The organism is Allobosea sp. FBZP-16 (assembly GCF_002831785.1).
In the GTDB taxonomy this organism is placed as follows: domain Bacteria; phylum Pseudomonadota; class Alphaproteobacteria; order Rhizobiales; family Beijerinckiaceae; genus Allobosea; species Allobosea lupini.
In genome coordinates this window covers 413,348-428,837 of the sequence record NZ_LNCQ01000032.1, presented here as the reverse complement: position 1 = coordinate 428,837, position 15,490 = coordinate 413,348, and the positions used below count along the sequence as shown (strand labels likewise).

16 protein-coding genes are annotated in these 15,490 nt (G+C 67.2%); 8 read left to right on the top strand and 8 right to left on the bottom strand.

Going from position 1 to position 15,490, the window contains the following annotated elements; translation table 11 throughout:
* The 8 genes from CXY91_RS18750 to CXY91_RS18715 form a co-directional block, all read left to right on the top strand.
* A partial coding sequence (locus CXY91_RS18750) for an ATP-binding protein (RefSeq protein WP_465246875.1) occupies positions 1 to 1,575 on the top strand: 1,575 nt, incomplete at its 5' end.
* A gap of 255 nt (positions 1,576 to 1,830) precedes the next feature.
* Entirely contained in the window at positions 1,831 to 2,055 is a 225-nt protein-coding gene (locus tag CXY91_RS18745) for a hypothetical protein (protein ID WP_100962727.1), read from the top strand.
* Between the two features lie 160 nt (positions 2,056 to 2,215).
* On the top strand, positions 2,216 to 3,130 hold the full coding sequence (locus CXY91_RS18740; protein ID WP_244543914.1) for a LysR family transcriptional regulator: 915 nt from the start codon (positions 2,216 to 2,218) through the stop codon (positions 3,128 to 3,130).
* A gap of 226 nt (positions 3,131 to 3,356) precedes the next feature.
* Complete coding sequence (locus CXY91_RS18735) at positions 3,357 to 3,827, top strand: NAD(P)H-dependent oxidoreductase subunit E (protein ID WP_100962726.1); 471 nt, start codon at positions 3,357 to 3,359, stop codon at positions 3,825 to 3,827.
* Positions 3,824 to 5,395: a formate dehydrogenase beta subunit gene (locus CXY91_RS18730; protein WP_100962725.1), complete on the top strand. Its 1,572-nt coding sequence runs from the start codon at positions 3,824 to 3,826 to the stop codon at positions 5,393 to 5,395. The genes CXY91_RS18735 and CXY91_RS18730 overlap by 4 nt, the downstream gene beginning before the upstream one ends.
* Positions 5,396 to 5,405: 10 nt before the next feature.
* A complete protein-coding gene (gene fdhF, locus CXY91_RS18725; protein WP_100962724.1) occupies positions 5,406 to 8,288 on the top strand; it encodes a formate dehydrogenase subunit alpha in 2,883 nt (960 codons plus the stop codon).
* A 70-nt stretch (positions 8,289 to 8,358) separates the two neighbouring features.
* On the top strand, positions 8,359 to 9,120 hold the full coding sequence (gene fdhD / locus CXY91_RS18720) for a formate dehydrogenase accessory sulfurtransferase FdhD (RefSeq protein ID WP_349236600.1): 762 nt from the start codon (positions 8,359 to 8,361) through the stop codon (positions 9,118 to 9,120).
* A complete protein-coding gene (locus CXY91_RS18715; RefSeq protein WP_248307546.1) occupies positions 9,117 to 9,386 on the top strand; it encodes a formate dehydrogenase subunit delta in 270 nt (89 codons plus the stop codon). Before fdhD ends, CXY91_RS18715 begins: the two co-directional genes overlap by 4 nt.
* 26 nt (positions 9,387 to 9,412) lie before the next feature.
* Here the strand turns inward: CXY91_RS18715 and CXY91_RS18710 are convergent, their stop codons facing one another.
* From CXY91_RS18710 to CXY91_RS18675, 8 genes are all read right to left on the bottom strand, one after another.
* Positions 9,413 to 10,132 carry an amino acid ABC transporter ATP-binding protein gene (locus tag CXY91_RS18710; protein WP_282569386.1) on the bottom strand — a complete coding sequence of 240 codons (720 nt, stop codon included), beginning with the start codon at positions 10,130 to 10,132 and terminating at the stop codon, positions 9,413 to 9,415.
* Between the two features lie 58 nt (positions 10,133 to 10,190).
* Complete coding sequence (locus CXY91_RS18705) at positions 10,191 to 10,835, bottom strand: amino acid ABC transporter permease (RefSeq protein ID WP_100962721.1); 645 nt, start codon at positions 10,833 to 10,835, stop codon at positions 10,191 to 10,193.
* A gap of 10 nt (positions 10,836 to 10,845) precedes the next feature.
* Complete coding sequence (locus tag CXY91_RS18700) at positions 10,846 to 11,508, bottom strand: amino acid ABC transporter permease (protein ID WP_100962720.1); 663 nt, start codon at positions 11,506 to 11,508, stop codon at positions 10,846 to 10,848.
* 27 nt (positions 11,509 to 11,535) lie between these two features.
* Positions 11,536 to 12,366, bottom strand: coding sequence for an aldo/keto reductase (locus CXY91_RS18695; RefSeq protein ID WP_100962719.1), 831 nt, complete (start codon positions 12,364 to 12,366; stop codon positions 11,536 to 11,538).
* The gene (gene aroQ, locus CXY91_RS18690; RefSeq protein WP_091837803.1) at positions 12,363 to 12,797 is read right to left on the bottom strand and encodes a type II 3-dehydroquinate dehydratase; all 435 of its coding nucleotides are present in this window, start codon (positions 12,795 to 12,797) and stop codon (positions 12,363 to 12,365) included. The genes CXY91_RS18695 and aroQ overlap by 4 nt, the downstream gene beginning before the upstream one ends.
* A gap of 89 nt (positions 12,798 to 12,886) precedes the next feature.
* Complete coding sequence (locus tag CXY91_RS18685; protein WP_091837806.1) at positions 12,887 to 13,717, bottom strand: transporter substrate-binding domain-containing protein; 831 nt, start codon at positions 13,715 to 13,717, stop codon at positions 12,887 to 12,889.
* A 126-nt stretch (positions 13,718 to 13,843) separates the two neighbouring features.
* Positions 13,844 to 14,749, bottom strand: coding sequence for an NAD-dependent epimerase/dehydratase family protein (locus CXY91_RS18680; RefSeq protein ID WP_100962718.1), 906 nt, complete (start codon positions 14,747 to 14,749; stop codon positions 13,844 to 13,846).
* Complete coding sequence (locus CXY91_RS18675; RefSeq protein WP_100962717.1) at positions 14,746 to 15,474, bottom strand: hypothetical protein; 729 nt, start codon at positions 15,472 to 15,474, stop codon at positions 14,746 to 14,748. Before CXY91_RS18675 ends, CXY91_RS18680 begins: the two co-directional genes overlap by 4 nt.
* Positions 15,475 to 15,490 lie beyond the last annotated feature (16 nt).

The window sequence follows — 15,490 nt, the reverse complement described above, 5'->3', positions numbered from 1 at the left end:
GACCTGCTCGCCCGCCTGGAGCGGGCCTTGCGCGCGCAGGAGGCGGCGCGCCGGCTGGCCACGGCCCGCGACAGCGAGCGCGAGGCGCAGGCGACCCGCGAGCAGATCGAGCGCATGGAGGCGACCCTCAAAAGTCTCATCCTGCCTGCCGGCAAGATCGCCGAGCTGGAGGAGATCGATGGCCAGCTCCTGCAGTTGCAGGCCAGGGCCGAGGCGCGGGCACCGCATCTGCGCATCGACTATGCCGATGGTGCGAAAGGCGGGATCTCGATCGCGGGCGTGGTGCTGGCGCAGGCCGAGGAGCGGCCACTTGCCGGCACGACGCAGATCGAGATCGCCGCGATCGGCCGCCTGACCGTGACGGCGCCGCAAGCCGAGGAAGACGACCGCAGCCTCGCCCGCGCGCAGGCCAAGCGGAAAACACTGCTCGATGAGCTTCAGGTCGACAGTCTCGCCGCAGCGCGTCAGCGCGAGGTGCAGGCGCGCGACCTCAAGGCCGATCTCGACCTGGCGCGCCGGCGCCTCCAGCTGGTCGCGCCCGGCGGGCTCGCAGCCTTGCAGGAACAGATCGCGCGCCTGGAGGCCGAAGCGGCCAGCGCGGACGAAGTGCCCGCTGATCTGGACGCGGCACGCCGGCAGCTTGGGACCGTCGAAGCGCGCGTCGGCGCCATGCGCGAGGCGGCCCGAGCCGCGCAGGCCCGGACCGAGACCTCGGCCTCCGCTCTGGTCGAGGCGGAACGCCATGCCGCCGGATTGTCCTCCGCCCTTGCCGCGCTCGCCGAGAGCCTGGGTCCGGAGACGCAATGGCGCGGGCGCGAGGAGCGCCTTGCCGCGGAGCATGCCGAGACGAACCTCGCCTGGCGGGCGGCGCATCAGCAGGTCGAGGAGCTCGCGGCGCGCAGGATCGACCTTGCGGCAGCAGAAGCCCGCCAGCTGCGCCTGCGCTCGGTCATGGACGCGGCGCGCGAGGAGATCACCCGCCTGCGCGAGGAGGCGGCGGGCCTGGATGGCCGCATCCAGACCCGCACTGAGACCGCGATCGAGGAGGCCTGGCAGGAAACCCGCGACAGGCTCGCGCAGGCGCAGCGGCGCACTGCCGTGCTCGCCCGCGAGGTCGCTATCCTGACCCGGCTGCGCGGTGCACTCGAAGCCGCGCGCTCGCAGGCGCGCGACCATTATTTCGCGCCGGTGCTGCAGGAGTTGCGCCCGCTCCTCGGCCTGCTGTTCGACGATGCCAGCGTCACCTTCGACGAGGACACGCTGCTGCCCCGCTCGGTGCTACGCAACGGCCTCGACGAGCAGGTCGGCGTCCTCAGCGGCGGCATGCGCGAACAGCTCGCAATCCTGACGCGGCTGGCCTTCGCCCGGCTGCTCGCCAAGGGCGGCCAGCCGACGCCCGTCATCCTCGACGACGCGCTGGTCTATTCCGACGACGATCGCATCGAGAAGATGTTCGACGCGCTGCATCGCCAGGCCAGCGCCCAGCAGGTCATCGTCTTCTCCTGTCGCCAGCGCGCCTTTGCCCGGCTGGGTGGCCGCGTTCTGCGTATGGAGCCGTGGCAGCCCGAGCATTGATCTCGGGCGACGAGCCGCGTCAGAACCGCAGCTCGACCCCGTCTTCAAGGGCATGGCCACGCGAGCGGCGCCGATGGCGGCGGAGTAGGTCAGGCCGAGGGCGGTGGCCTGCGAGATGCGCCTGCCAAGCATGGCCCGAAGCCAACTTTGAGAGCGTAACGGGAATGTGAGCCCTTACCTGTCGCAGGGCCGTTGGAAACCGCCGGACGGTGACTAGCTCATCCCACGGGCGACTCGATCACACAGGAGATTGCCATGCTTTCGCGCAAGATTGTCGCCCTCGCGGCGGCGCTTCTGCTTTCGGGAGCAAGCTCGATGGCCTATGCCACCGAGCTAGGGGCCGAGAGCATCGTGCACGAGCAGGCCCAGAACCAGCGTGCCCTCGCCGAGCAGGCGCAGTACCTCGCCTATCACGAGCACTTCAAGGACGTCGAAAGCCAGCCGGGCCGCGGTGCCGGCGTCTTGCCGCATCACAACTGAGCGCCGGGCCATGCACTGGAAAGGGGCCGCAACAGCGGCCCCTTTTCGTCGTGCCTATCGGAAATCCCTGAAATCTGGGAAGACTGCGCGCAGCGCGCCACATGGAGCGAGAGTCGAGCCGGAGCCGGCGCCTGTCCACGGAAACGCCTGAGATGCGGCCATGATCATCCGCCAGCTCGTCTATCTCGACGCGCTCGCGCGTGAAAAACACTTCCGCAAGGCGGCCGAGGCCTGCCATGTCTCGCAACCGACGCTCTCGGCCGCGATCGTCCAGCTCGAGGAAGAGCTCGGCGTGCTGATCGTCGAACGCGGCCGGCGCTTCCAAGGGCTGACCAAGGAGGGCGAGGCGGTACTCGCCCATGCCCGGCGCATCCTCGCCGAGGCCGACATGATGAAGGAGTCGATCGCGGAGCTGCGCGAGGGCATCAGCGGCCGCATCCGGCTCGGCGCGATCCCGACCGCCCTGCCCATGATCGCGCACATCACCGCGCCGTTCTCCTCGCGCTATCCCGAGGTGTCGCTCACGGTGCTGTCGCTGACCTCGGCCGAGATCCAGCAGCGCATCGACGATTTCGAGCTCGATGTCGGCCTGACCTATCTCGACAACGAACCGCTCGACCGGGTGATCTCCAAGCCGATCTATCTGGAATCCTACGTGCTGCTGACGCGCGAGGACGGCGAATTCGGCCAACGCGATACCATCACCTGGGCGGAAGCCGCCGAGCTCAAGCTCTGCCTGCTCACCACCGACATGCAGAACCGGCGCATCATCGACGGCATCTTCCGCTCGGTCGGGGCGGCGCCGCGGCCGGCGATCGAGACCAATTCGATCTTCAACCTCTGCTCCCATGCCGGCATCCAGGGCGTTTCCAGCATCGTCTCGATCCAGCTGCTCGAATTCTTCGGCGTGCCGATCGGCACCAAGGCGCTGCCTTTGGTCGAGCCGGCGGCGCAGCGCACGATCGGCCTCATCGTCGCCGACCGGCAGCCTTTCGCACCGCTGGCGCGCAACCTGCTGATGATGACGCGCCCGGTCGCCGAGGCCGCGCTCCCGAGGCGGCCGATCGTACGATAGCCCTGCCCTATCGCAGCGCAGCGTAGGCTTTTGCGCATCGCAAGGACACACGATAATCGATGCTTATCGGCCAGATCGCGCTATGCTCATCCGATCCCATCCACGCGCCCATCATTTTTGATAGGTTTTAACTATCGTACGGTTGGAACAAACGATTTGAACCTGTTCCAAGCTTAAGATCCAATTCCTCCAATCGAGAGCCGAACGGGCTGAACATGGAGGAGACATGGCGGCATACCCGGCCTGGGACGAAGACGGCGCTCGCCTGATCATCGCAGGGCTTTCGCATCTCGAAGGGGCGGCCTTGCCGATCCTGCATGCGCTGCAGGACGAGTTCGGCTATGTCGATCCCAAGGCCGTGCCGCTGATCGCTGACGCGCTCAACCTGTCGCGGGCCGATGTGCACGGCACCATCTCCTTCTATCACGACTTCCGCACCGCCCCGCCGCCACGCCGGATCGTCAAGCTCTGCCGGGCCGAAGCCTGCCAGGCGCTCGGCTGCGAAACGCTGGTACAGGACCTGGCGCGCGACCACGGCATCGTCGTCGATGCTCACGCCGGCAGCCAGGACGCGGTGGTCGAGACCGTCTATTGCCTCGGCAACTGCGCGCTCGGCCCCTCCGCCCTGGTCGAGGGCGAATTGCTCGGCCGGGTCGATGCCGACCGCGTCGCGGCGCTCTGTGGAGCCCGGCAATGAGCGAGGCGATTCGCATCTTCGTGCCGGTCGACGCTGCCGCCCTCTCGGTCGGTGCGGAAGGCGTGGCGCAGGCTATCGCGATGGAGGCTGAGGCGCGCGGCATCGCCATCGAGCTCATCCGCAACGGCTCGCGCGGCATGCTCTGGCTTGAGCCGATGGTCGAGGTCGAGACCTCAGAGGGGCGGATCGCTTATGGCCCGGTCGCGGCCAGAGACGTCATCGGCCTGTTCGAGGCCGGCTTCCAGACCGGCAGCGCGCACGCCTTGCGCCTCGGACCAGCGGAGGAGCTCGACTGGCTGAAACGCCAGCAGCGCCTGACCTTCGCCCGGGTCGGCGTCACCGACCCGCTCTCGCTCGCCGACTATCGCGCCCAGAACGGGCTGAAGGGCCTGGAGAAGGCGCTCTCGCTTACTGGCGCCGCGATCATCGAGGAAGTCCGGGAGTCCGGCCTTCGCGGCCGCGGCGGCGCCGGCTTCCCGACCGGGATCAAGTGGAAGACCGTCCACGACGCTAGGGCGGAGCAGAAATACATTGTCTGCAATGCCGATGAAGGCGACAGCGGCACCTTCGCCGACCGTATGCTGATGGAAGGCGATCCCTTCCTGCTGATCGAGGGCATGGCGATCGCCGCGATCGCGGTCGGTGCGACCAGGGGCTACATCTATCTGCGCTCGGAATATCCGCACGCCCACAAGGTGCTGCAGCGGGCGATCCTGAGGGCGCGCAATGCCGGCCTGCTCGGCCCGTCCGTCCTCGGCTCCGGCAGGGCCTTCGAACTCGAGGTCAGACTGGGCGCCGGCGCCTATATCTGCGGCGAGGAGACCTCGCTGCTGGAGAGCCTGGAAGGCAAGCGCGCCATCGTCCGGGCCAAGCCGCCGATCCCGGCGCTGCAGGGCCTGTTCGGCCAGCCGACCATCGTCAACAACGTGCTCTCCTTCGCCGCCGTGCCCTGGATCCTGACCCACGGCGCCAAGGCCTATGCCGATTACGGCATGGGCCGCTCGCGCGGCACGCTGCCGGTGCAGCTGGGCGGCAACGTCAGGCGCGGCGGACTGATCGAGCTCGCCTTCGGCATCCCGCTGCGCGAGATCATCGAGGATATGGGCGGCGGCACGCTGTCGGGCCGGCCGATCCGCGCCGTGCAGGTCGGCGGCCCGCTCGGCGCGTACCTGACCGAGAAGCAGCTCGACACACCGATGGACTATGAGGCGCTCGCCGGCATCAAGGCGATGCTCGGCCATGGCGGCATCGTCGTCTTCGACGACAGCGTCGACATGGCCAAGCAGGCCCGTTTCGCCTTCGAGTTCTGCGCCAAGGAAAGCTGCGGCAAGTGCACGCCCTGCCGCATCGGCGCGACGCGCGGCGTCGAACTTGTCGACAGGATCGTCGCCGGCACCGAGCGGCCGAAGAACCTCGCCGTGCTGCGCGATCTCAACAAGCTGATGACCGACGCCTCGCTCTGCGCCATGGGCGGGCTCACTCCGATGCCGGTGATGAGCGCGCTCAACCATTTTTTCGAGGATTTCGACCGCCCGCCGGCTCCGAAGCTGCCGATGGCGGCCGAGTGAGGAAACATCGATGAGCCTGATCAAGGAGATCGATTTCGGAACGCCGATCCGGGTCGCCGAGACGACGGTGACGCTGACGATCGACGGGCAGAGCGTCACGGTCCCCGCCGGCACCTCGGTGATGGCGGCGGCGATGAGCCTGGGCACCAAGATCCCCAAGCTCTGCGCCACGGATTCGCTCGAACCCTTCGGCTCATGCCGACTCTGCCTGGTCGAGATCGAGGGCCGGCGCGGCACGCCGTCCTCCTGCACCACCCCGGCCGAAGACGGCATGGTCGTGCGCACCCAGTCAGAGAACCTGTCCTCCCTGCGCAAGGGCGTGATGGAGCTCTACATCTCCGACCATCCGCTCGACTGCCTGACCTGCTCGGCCAATGGCGATTGCGAACTGCAGGACATGGCCGGCGCGGTCGGCCTGCGCGAGGTCCGCTACGGCTATGACGGCGAGAACCACGTCAAGCCGGCGACCTCCGAAGGCTACGCCAACGAGAACTGGCTGCCCAAGGACACCTCCAACCCCTATTTCACCTATGATCCCAGCAAGTGCATCGTCTGCAATCGCTGCGTGCGCGCTTGCGCCGAGGTGCAGGGCACCTTCGCGCTGACGATCGCCGGCCGCGGCTTCGACTCGCGCGTCGCCGCGGGGCCGACCGACTTCCTCGGCTCCGAATGCGTCTCCTGCGGCGCCTGCGTGCAGGCCTGCCCGACTGCGACGCTGATGGAGAACAAGGTGATCGAGCTCGGCCAGCCCGAGCATTCGAAGATCACGACCTGTGCCTATTGCGGCGTCGGCTGCTCGTTCAAGGCCGAGATGCAGGGCGACCGCGTCGTACGCATGGTGCCGTACAAGGGCGGCCAGGCGAATGAAGGCCATAGCTGCGTCAAGGGCCGCTTCGCCTGGGGCTATGCGACCCACAAGGACCGCATCACCAGGCCGATGATCCGCGAGAAGATCACCGATCCCTGGCGCGAGGTCTCATGGGAGGAGGCAATCAATTACGCCGCCTCGGAGCTCAAGCGCATCCAGGCCAAGTACGGCCGCGAGTCGGTCGGCGCCATCACCTCCTCGCGCTGCACCAATGAAGAGGTCTTCCTCGTCCAGAAGCTGGTGCGCGCGGCCTTGCGCAACAACAATGTCGATACCTGCGCCCGCGTCTGCCATTCGCCGACCGGCTATGGCCTGAAGACCACGCTCGGCACCTCGGCCGGCACGCAGGATTTCAAATCGGTCGCCAAGTCCGACGTCATCATCGTCATCGGCGCCAACCCGACCGACGGCCACCCGGTCTTCGCCTCGCGCATGAAGAAGCGCCTGCGTCAGGGCGCCAGGCTGATCGTCGCCGACCCGCGCCGCATCGACCTCGTCAAGTCGCCGCACGTCAAGGCCGACCATCACCTGCAACTGAAGCCCGGCACCAATGTCGCGCTGCTCAACGCGATTTCCCATGTCGTGGTCACCGAAGGGCTGATCGCCGAGACATACGTCCGCGAGCGCTGCGACCTCGCCGATTTCGAACTCTGGGCCCGTTTCGTCGCCGACGAGCGCAATTCGCCCGAGGCCACGGAGGAGTTCACCGGCGTGCCGGCGGCCGATGTCCGCGCCGCGGCGCGGCTCTACGCCACCGGCGGCAACGGCGCGATCTATTATGGCCTCGGAGTCACCGAGCACAGCCAGGGCTCGACCACGGTGATGGCAATGGCGAACCTTGCCATGGCGACCGGAAATATCGGCCGAGACGGCGTCGGCATCAATCCGCTGCGCGGGCAGAACAATGTCCAGGGCGCCTGCGACATGGGTTCCTTCCCGCACGAGTTCACCGGCTATCGCCACGTCGCCGACGATGCGACCCGGCAGGTCTTCGAGATGATGTGGGGCGTGCCGCTCGACGCCGAGCAGGGCCTGCGCATTCCCAACATGTTGGACGAGGCCGTCGGCGGCAGCTTCAAAGGGCTCTACGTCCAGGGCGAGGACATCGCCCAGTCCGACCCGAACACCCAGCACGTCACCGCCGGTCTCGCCGCGATGGAGTGCGTCGTCGTCCAGGATCTGTTCCTGAACGAGACGGCGAAATACGCCCATGTCTTCCTGCCAGGCTCCTCCTTCCTGGAGAAGGACGGCACCTTCACCAATGCCGAGCGCCGCATCAACCGCGTCCGCCAGGTGATGGCGCCGCTGTCGGGCAAATCGGAATGGCAGGTGACGATCGATCTCTCACGGGCGCTCGGCTACGAGATGGCCTATGGCCACCCCAGCGAGATCATGGACGAGATCGCCAGGCTGACGCCGAGCTTCGCCGGGGTGAGCTACGACAAGCTCGAGAAGCTCGGCTCGGTGCAGTGGCCCTGCAACGACAAGGCCCCGGCCGGCACGCCCCTGATGCATGTCGACCGCTTCGTGCGCGGCAAGGGCAAGTTCATGATCACGGAGTACGTGCCGACGCAGGAGCGCACCGGCCCGCGCTATCCGCTGATCCTGACCACCGGGCGCATCCTCTCGCAATACAATGTCGGCGCGCAGACCAGGCGGACGCAGAACCAGGCCTGGCACGACGAGGACATGCTGGAGATCCACCCCTTCGACGCCGAGAGCCGCGGCATCAAGGACGGCGATCTCGTCGCGCTCGCCAGTCGCTCCGGCGACATCTCGCTGCGCGCAGAGATCACCGAGCGGGTGCAGCCGGGCGTGGTCTACACCACCTTCCACCACGCCGCGACCGGCGCCAACGTCATCACCACCGACTATTCCGACTGGGCGACGAACTGCCCGGAATACAAGGTCACGGCGGTCGAGGTCCGCAGGACGAACTATTACTCCGAATGGCAGGAGCGCAATCGCGAACAGGATGTCTCGCTGCGCCTGATTGCGGGGCGCTTGCCCGATGCCGCGGAATAGCCCGCCCGCCCAGCCGCCGGCCAGCCACGCGGTCCAGGTCCGGACCGTGCGTTTCGGCCCGGACGATCAAGTGGCTGCAGCGAGCGCGGAAGTCGCGGTCGAAGCGCCCGTCAACATCGTCTACGGCACCATGCCCTATGCGGTGATGATGGCGACGCCGTCCGACCTGGAGGATTTCGTCGCAGGCTTCAGCCTGACCGAGGGCATCGTTCGCAACGTCGACGAGATCAGAGGGATTACTGTCGCCCCGCAGCAGAACGGCATCGTCGTCAGCGTCGAGCTGGCGCCCGGCCGCTTCCGCGAACACCTCGCCCGCCGCCGCAACCTCTCGGGCCGGACCTCCTGCGGCCTCTGCGGCGTCGAGGCGCTCGCCGATCTGCCGAAGGCGGAAGCGCGCGCGGCGACGGCGACACCGATCGCGCCTGCGGCGATCGGCGCGGCGCTCGGCGCACTCGAACGCCAGCAACCGCTGCACCGCCTGACCCGCTCGGTCCATGCCGCCGCCTGGTGCGACCGCGATGGCGAGATCCTGGCCGTGCGCGAGGATGTCGGCCGGCACAACGCCCTGGACAAGCTGATCGGCGCCCGCCTGCGCGCCGGCCATGATGCCAGCGACGGCTTCGTGCTGGTCACCAGCCGCGCCTCCTTCGAGATGGTCGAGAAGGCAGCGATCTTCGGGGCCGGCGCGCTGGTCTCGATTTCGGCACCGACCTCGCTGGCGATCGAGCGGGCGAATGCGCTCGGCCTGACCCTGGTCTGCATCGCCCGGGCCGATTCCGCGACCGTCTTCGCCGGGCGCCTCGCCGAGAGCGTGGAGAGCGTCGCGAGATGATCGAGATGAAGAGCAACGAGGCGATAACCCAAGATCACGCCAGCGAGCATTTGGCCAAGCTCGCCTTCATGGCGAACCAGATCGGCGATTTCTTCAAGTCCTATCCCGAGGCCGAGGCCATCGCTTCGATCGCCGACCACATCAACCAGTTCTGGACGAAGCGCATGCGCGAGGAGTTCCGCACCGGCTTCGAAAGGGACGCGTCAGCACTGTCGCCACTGGTGCGGCAGGCGCGGGACAAGGTCAGGCCAGCGCCGGCAGCCTGAGCCTTCCACTCACGCCACAGGCCTCTTCAGTGACGCAGGATCTCGCCGAGGAAGGCACGGGTGCGGGCATGCGCCGGGGCCCGGAAAAAGCTCTCGGGATCGTTCTCCTCGACGATGGCGCCGTCGGCCATGAAGATCACGCGGTCCGCCACCTGCCGGGCGAAGCCCATTTCATGGGTCACGCAGATCATGGTCATGCCGTCGCGGGCGAGCAAGACCATGGTGTCGAGGACCTCCTTGACCATCTCCGGGTCGAGCGCCGAGGTCGGCTCGTCGAACAGCATCGCCTTCGGTTCCATGCACAGCGCCCGCGCGATCGCAACGCGCTGCTGCTGGCCGCCTGAGAGCTGCGCCGGGAATTTCGCCGCCTGGTCGCCGATCCGGACCCGCTCCAGATACTTCCGAGCCGTCGCTTCCGCCTCGGCGCGAGAAAGAGCACGCACCCGCATCGGCGCCAGGATGCAGTTCTCCAGCACGGTCTTGTGCGGGAACAGGTTGAACTGCTGGAAGACCATGCCGACCTCGCGGCGCACCGCGTCGACCGCCTTCTGGCTGTCGCTGAGCCGGTGGCCGGCGACGGTAATCTCGCCGCTCTTGATCGATTCCAGGTGATTGATGCAGCGGATCAGCGTCGACTTGCCCGAGCCGGAAGGACCGCAAAGCACGATCTTCTCGCCCTTGGCCACGGTGAGATTGACGTCCTTGAGGGCATGGAAGGGGCCATAGAACTTCTCGACATGCCGCATCTCGATCATCGGAGCGGTGGCATTTCTGGTACTGTTCGGCTCGGTCACGGTCATCCCCTCATTTCGCCGTCGCGGCCGCCATCTTCTGCTCGAGCTTGCGGCCCCACAGAGAGAGCGGCCAGCACAGCGCGAAATACATCGCCCCGACCACGCCAAAGACGAGCAACGGCCTGTAGATCTGGTTGGACACGATCGTGCCGGCCCGGGTCAGCTCGATGAAGCCGACGATCGCGGCGAGCGAAGTCCCCTTGAGCAGTTGCACGAGGAAGCCGACGGTCGCCGGCAGGGACAATTTGAAGGCCTGCGGCATGATCACGTCGACCATGCGGCTGCGGGCGGGCAGGCCGAGCGCATCGGCGGCCTCGCTTTGGCCGCGCGGCACCGCCTGGATCGCGCCGCGCCAGATCTCGCCGAGGAAGGCCGAGGCATGCGCCGTCAGCGCCACCGAGACGGCGGCCCAGGCCGGGACGTCGAAACCAAGCAGGGGCAGCCCGAAATAGGCGACGAACAACTGCATCAGCAGCGGCGTGCCCTGGAACAGGCCGATCCAGCCAATCGCCGGAATCCGCAGCCAGGGCGAGGCCGAGACCCGCATCAGCGCGACGATGACGCCGAATGCGATGCCGCCGGTAAAGCCGATTGCGGCCAGCAGCAGGGTCCAGAGAAGGCCCTGCAGGAGATAGGTGAGTTCGAGGATGCCCATTCCGCCCTCCTCAACGCAACGGATAGCTGAAGGCGCGACGGCCGATCGCCGCGAGCAGCCACATCGTCACCAGCGAGATCACTAGATAGATGCCGGTCAGGGTGAAATAGACCTCGAAGCTGCGGAAGGTTTCCGCCTCGATGCGCTGGCCGACCGAGGTCAATTCATAGGCCGAGATCGAGGTGCAGATCGCCGTGGTCAGCGTCAGCAGGATGAACTGGCTCGACAATGACGGGTAGATCGCCCGCAGCGCCGGTTTCAGCACGATCAGCCGGAAGACCTCGTGCTTGTGCAGGCCGAGCGCCAGACCCGCCTCGGTCTGCCCCTTGGGCACGCTCTCGACGCCGCCGCGGATGATCTCGATCGCATAGGCGCCGCCATTGACCCCGAGCGCCAGGATCGCCGTCAGCGTCGGGTTGAGGCGGATGCCGGCGAGCGGCAGGGCGAAGAACAGGAAGAAGATCTGCACCAGAAACGGCGTGTTGCGCACGATCTCGATGAAGGCGTTGACCAGCAGCGAGGGCAGCCGAAGTTGCATCCTCAGGATGACCACGCCGAGAACGCCGATGATCATCGCGAGCGCCATGCCCGAGAAGGCCAGGAACAGCGTTCCGACTGTGCCCAGGAGCAGCGACTGCCAGGCGCCGGTCACGACGCTGAAATCGAGTGTCATCGGTCCTCCCCAATCCCCTGTTCTTGCTTAGTCGTCCCAGGCCGGTTCCCAGTCGAAGCGCGAATAGCGCTGGCCACTGGCGAGCCCGTGGATCGCCGCCATGTCGTCCGGCGACAGTTCGAAGTCGAAGATGTCGAGGTTGGCGCGCATGTTCTCCGGCCGGGCCGAGCGCGGGATCGCGCCGACCCCGTCCTGCTGGACGAGCCAGCGCAGTGTCACCTGCCCGGCGCTCTTGCCGTATTTGCGCCCGAGCACCTTGAGCACGTCGTTGCCGAAGACCTTGCCGCGCGCGATCGGCTGGTAGGCGTTGAGCAGCATGCCGGCCCGCCGCATCCTGGCGAGCAGGGTCTGCTGCGACAGGAAGGGGTGATATTCGACCTGGTTGCAGAAGAGATCCGCCTTGTGCACGTCCAGCGCCTCGTCGAGCAGCGCGACCGTGAAATTGCTGACGCCGATCAGCCGGGTCCGCCCCTTGCTCTTTTCCTCGGCGAAAGCCGCCAGCGTCTCGCCGAGGGGCACATCCTTTGCCGGCCAATGGATCAGCAGGAGATCGACCTGGTCGAGCCCGAGCCGCTCCAGGCTCTCGTCGACGCGGCGGTGGACTGTGTCGGGCTGGAGGTCGTTGAACCAGATCTTGGTGGTGACGAAGAGCTCGCCCCGCGCCACGCCCGAGGCCCGGATCGCGCGGCCGACTTCGACCTCGTTGCCATAGCGGATCGCGGTGTCGATCTGGCGGTAGCCGAGGTCGATCGCGGTCCGGATCGCATCTTCGCCCGCCGGACCGGTCAGTTCGAAGGTGCCGAGTCCCAGCGCCGGGATGGCCTCGCCCTGGATCGTCTTGATCATCGAGCCCGTCATCGCGTCATCTCCGCCATCGCCCGCAGGGCGAGCCTGTAGCCATAGGCACCGAGCCCGGCGATGACGGCGGTTGCCGTCTTCGAAACCAGCGAATGGTGGTAGATCGCCTCGCGCTGGTGGATATTCGAGATGTGCAGCTCGATCTTCGGCCGCTCGAACATCTTGAGCGCGTCCAGGATCGCGATCGAGGTGAAGCTGTAGCCGGCCGGATTGATGATGATCCCGGCCGCCTTGATCCTGGCCGCGTGGATGGCCTCGATGATCTCACCCTCGAAATTCGACTGGCGGAACTCGACGGCAAGGCCGAGCTCGGCCGCGTCGGCCTCGCACCAGCCGCGGATCTCGTCCAGCGTCGTATGCCCGTAGATCTCGGGCTCGCGCTGCCCCAGCAGATTGAGGTTAGGTCCGTTCAGGATGAAGATCGTCCGCATTCCCGTCCTCCGCGACAGCGGTGATGCCGGCGCGGCGGCGAGAACCGCCGCGCCCATGCCTGTCCTGGCGTATAGGAGCTGAGCCGCCCTTACTTGGCGACGGTGAAGGGCACGCCCTCGACCGCGGCCGGGAAGGTCGGCAGCGGCTGCGCCAGCCATTTCTGGCTGATCTTCTCAAGCCGGCCGTCGGCCGTGGCCTTGTCGATGAACGCGTTCAGCCAGGCGTTGATCTCGGCATCGCCGAGCTTGGTGGTGACGCCCTGCCACTGTTCGTTGAAGACGAGTTTCTGCTCGAAGTCGTTGCCGGGCGCGGCCTTGTCGAGATTGATCTTGTAGGTGGTGTTGCCGCCGATCGCGTCGACCTGGCCCGAGACGAGCGCCTGCATGGTCGAGCTGTCGTCGTCGAAGCGGCGGATGTTCGGGACGTCGCCGAGCAGCGTGGTGATCGCCTTGTCCTGGGCGGCGCCGCGCGGCACGCCGATGCGCAGGTTGCGGGCGTCCTCGATCTTCTCGATCTTGTTCTTCTTGCTGGACAGCAGGATGATCTTCAGCCCGGAATAGGGCTTGGAGAACTGCACCGCCTTAGCCCGGTCGGGATACATCCCCATCACCGCCATCTGCAGGTCGACCTTGTTGGTCAGGAGGTTCGGGATACGGGCAGCGACCGCGTTCGGCACGAACTCGACCTTGACGCCGAGCTCCTCGCCGATCAGGCGGCCGACATCGACGTCATAGCCGATGTTCTGGCCGCTGGCGTCGATCGAGCCCCAGGGCGCCTGCTCGCCCATGACGCCGATGCGGATGACGCCAGCCTTCTTGATCTTCTCCAGCGTCTGCGCGTCCGCCTGGGATGCGGCGCCGATGAGGCCGAGACCCGCGACCATCGCGAGCGCGGCACGGCGCGAAAACTTGCCCAACATGATTTTCCTCCTCCGGTTTGTCGTGTCGTCACCAGTTCCTGCCGTCGCGCTGGTCTTGTGGTCGCCTAGCTCCGTTTTCGCGACGGCAATCTCTTTGATCGGCCTGCGTCTCTCTCCTCCGCCCGCTCAAGCAGCCGGCGCGAGCGCGCGGTAATGCGCCAGCGTCCGGGTGATGCCCTCGCGCAGCGATGTCCGCGGGATCGCCCCCAGGACCGCCTCGAACGGGGTCGGCGCGATCTTCGCCGCCATCGGCACCGGCGGCCCGTCGAAGCCGATCCGTGCCCCCGGCACGTCCGCCTCGATGGCCGCGATGACCTCAGCGACGTCGGCTGTACCGCCGGTCAGCGAGAAGGCGTGCGCGCCGGTGATCGGCTTCGTCGCGGCCGCCGCGAAGGCCGCGGCGACATCGTCGACGAAGATCAGGTCCTGCGCTCCGGAATAGTCGATGGTGAAGGGCTGCCCGGCCGCAGCGGCACGGCAGGCGAGCGTCGGCCCGGCGGTCAGCCCGATCTCGCGGCCCGGCCCGTAGACGATGGTCGGGCGCAGGCCGACGCTGGCGATGCCGTCGTCATGCCAATAGGCGCGGGCACAACCTTCGGTCGCCAGCTTGAAGGCGCCGTAATGGGTGATCGGTTCCGGCCGCTCGCCGTCATTAGGCCCGAAGACGGCGCCGCTGCTGGCATAGGCGACCTGCGCGATGCCGTTCGCCTTGGCCGCAGCGAAGACGTTGAGCGTTCCGATCAGGTTGACCTGCGCGCCGAGGACCGGATCGGCCTTGCAGGCCGGTGTCAGCAGGGCCGCGAGATGGATGATGGCGGAGCAGTCGCGCGCGGCCTGCACCAGGGCCGCAGCTTCGGTGATGTCGCCCTGGACCCATTCGGCCTGCTCGGCCAGCTCGCCGGCGATCTCGCGCAGCACGCGCCGGTCGGTCGAGCGATCGAAGATCCTGACGGCGTGACCGTCCTCGGCGAGGCGCTTCAGGATCCAGGCGCCGAGGAAGCCGCCGCCACCGGTGACGAGGATGCGCGTCATGCCCGCACCTGCCGGTTCGCGTCTTGCAAAGCCTGACCTTGCATGTCCTCGCTGGTCAGGCTGAAGGCGGTCTCGTAGAGGTCCACCGCCGGCGCGGTCAGCGTACCGGTCGCGATGGCGAGGCGCTCGATCTCCGGCACTGCCGCTTCGAGGCCGGCGCGCTGCGAGCCCTCGACCAGGATCACCGCGTCAAACGCCTTCTCCGCCATCGCGCTGCGCAATTCGGTCTCTCGGGTGCGGACGCCCGAAACCTCGGAGCGGGCGATGCCGAGATGGACGCAGGATACCCCGGGCAGCGCCAGGATCGCATCGACGAGCGCCTGCGCCTCCTGTCTCAACGCAGCCTCACTGCCGGGATGCGCGAAATCGAAGCGGATGGTCGCCATGCTGCCGCCATCGCCATTGCCGGCGCTTGCGACCCGCTCACAGGCGACCCGCAGGAAATTCTGGAAGCTGGGCGCCACCGCCGCCGTCCACGGCGTCGGATTGTTCAGCCGGGCGAGATAGCCGGGCGAGCGGAAGACCTCGAGATCATCGCCCGCATAGATCGTGCCGAAGACATAGCGGGCGGCGTCCGGCGCATGCAGGCGCTTGCCGGTCCGAAAGCCCGGCACGGAAAGGCGCTCCGGCATGTGCTCCCGGGTATGCCACTCGATGTATTCGCCGTGCTGGCCTTCGGCGATGTCGTGCCAGATCGCCAGGAAGGCTGAACCTTTCAGTCCCATCTCGTCCGTCTCTCGA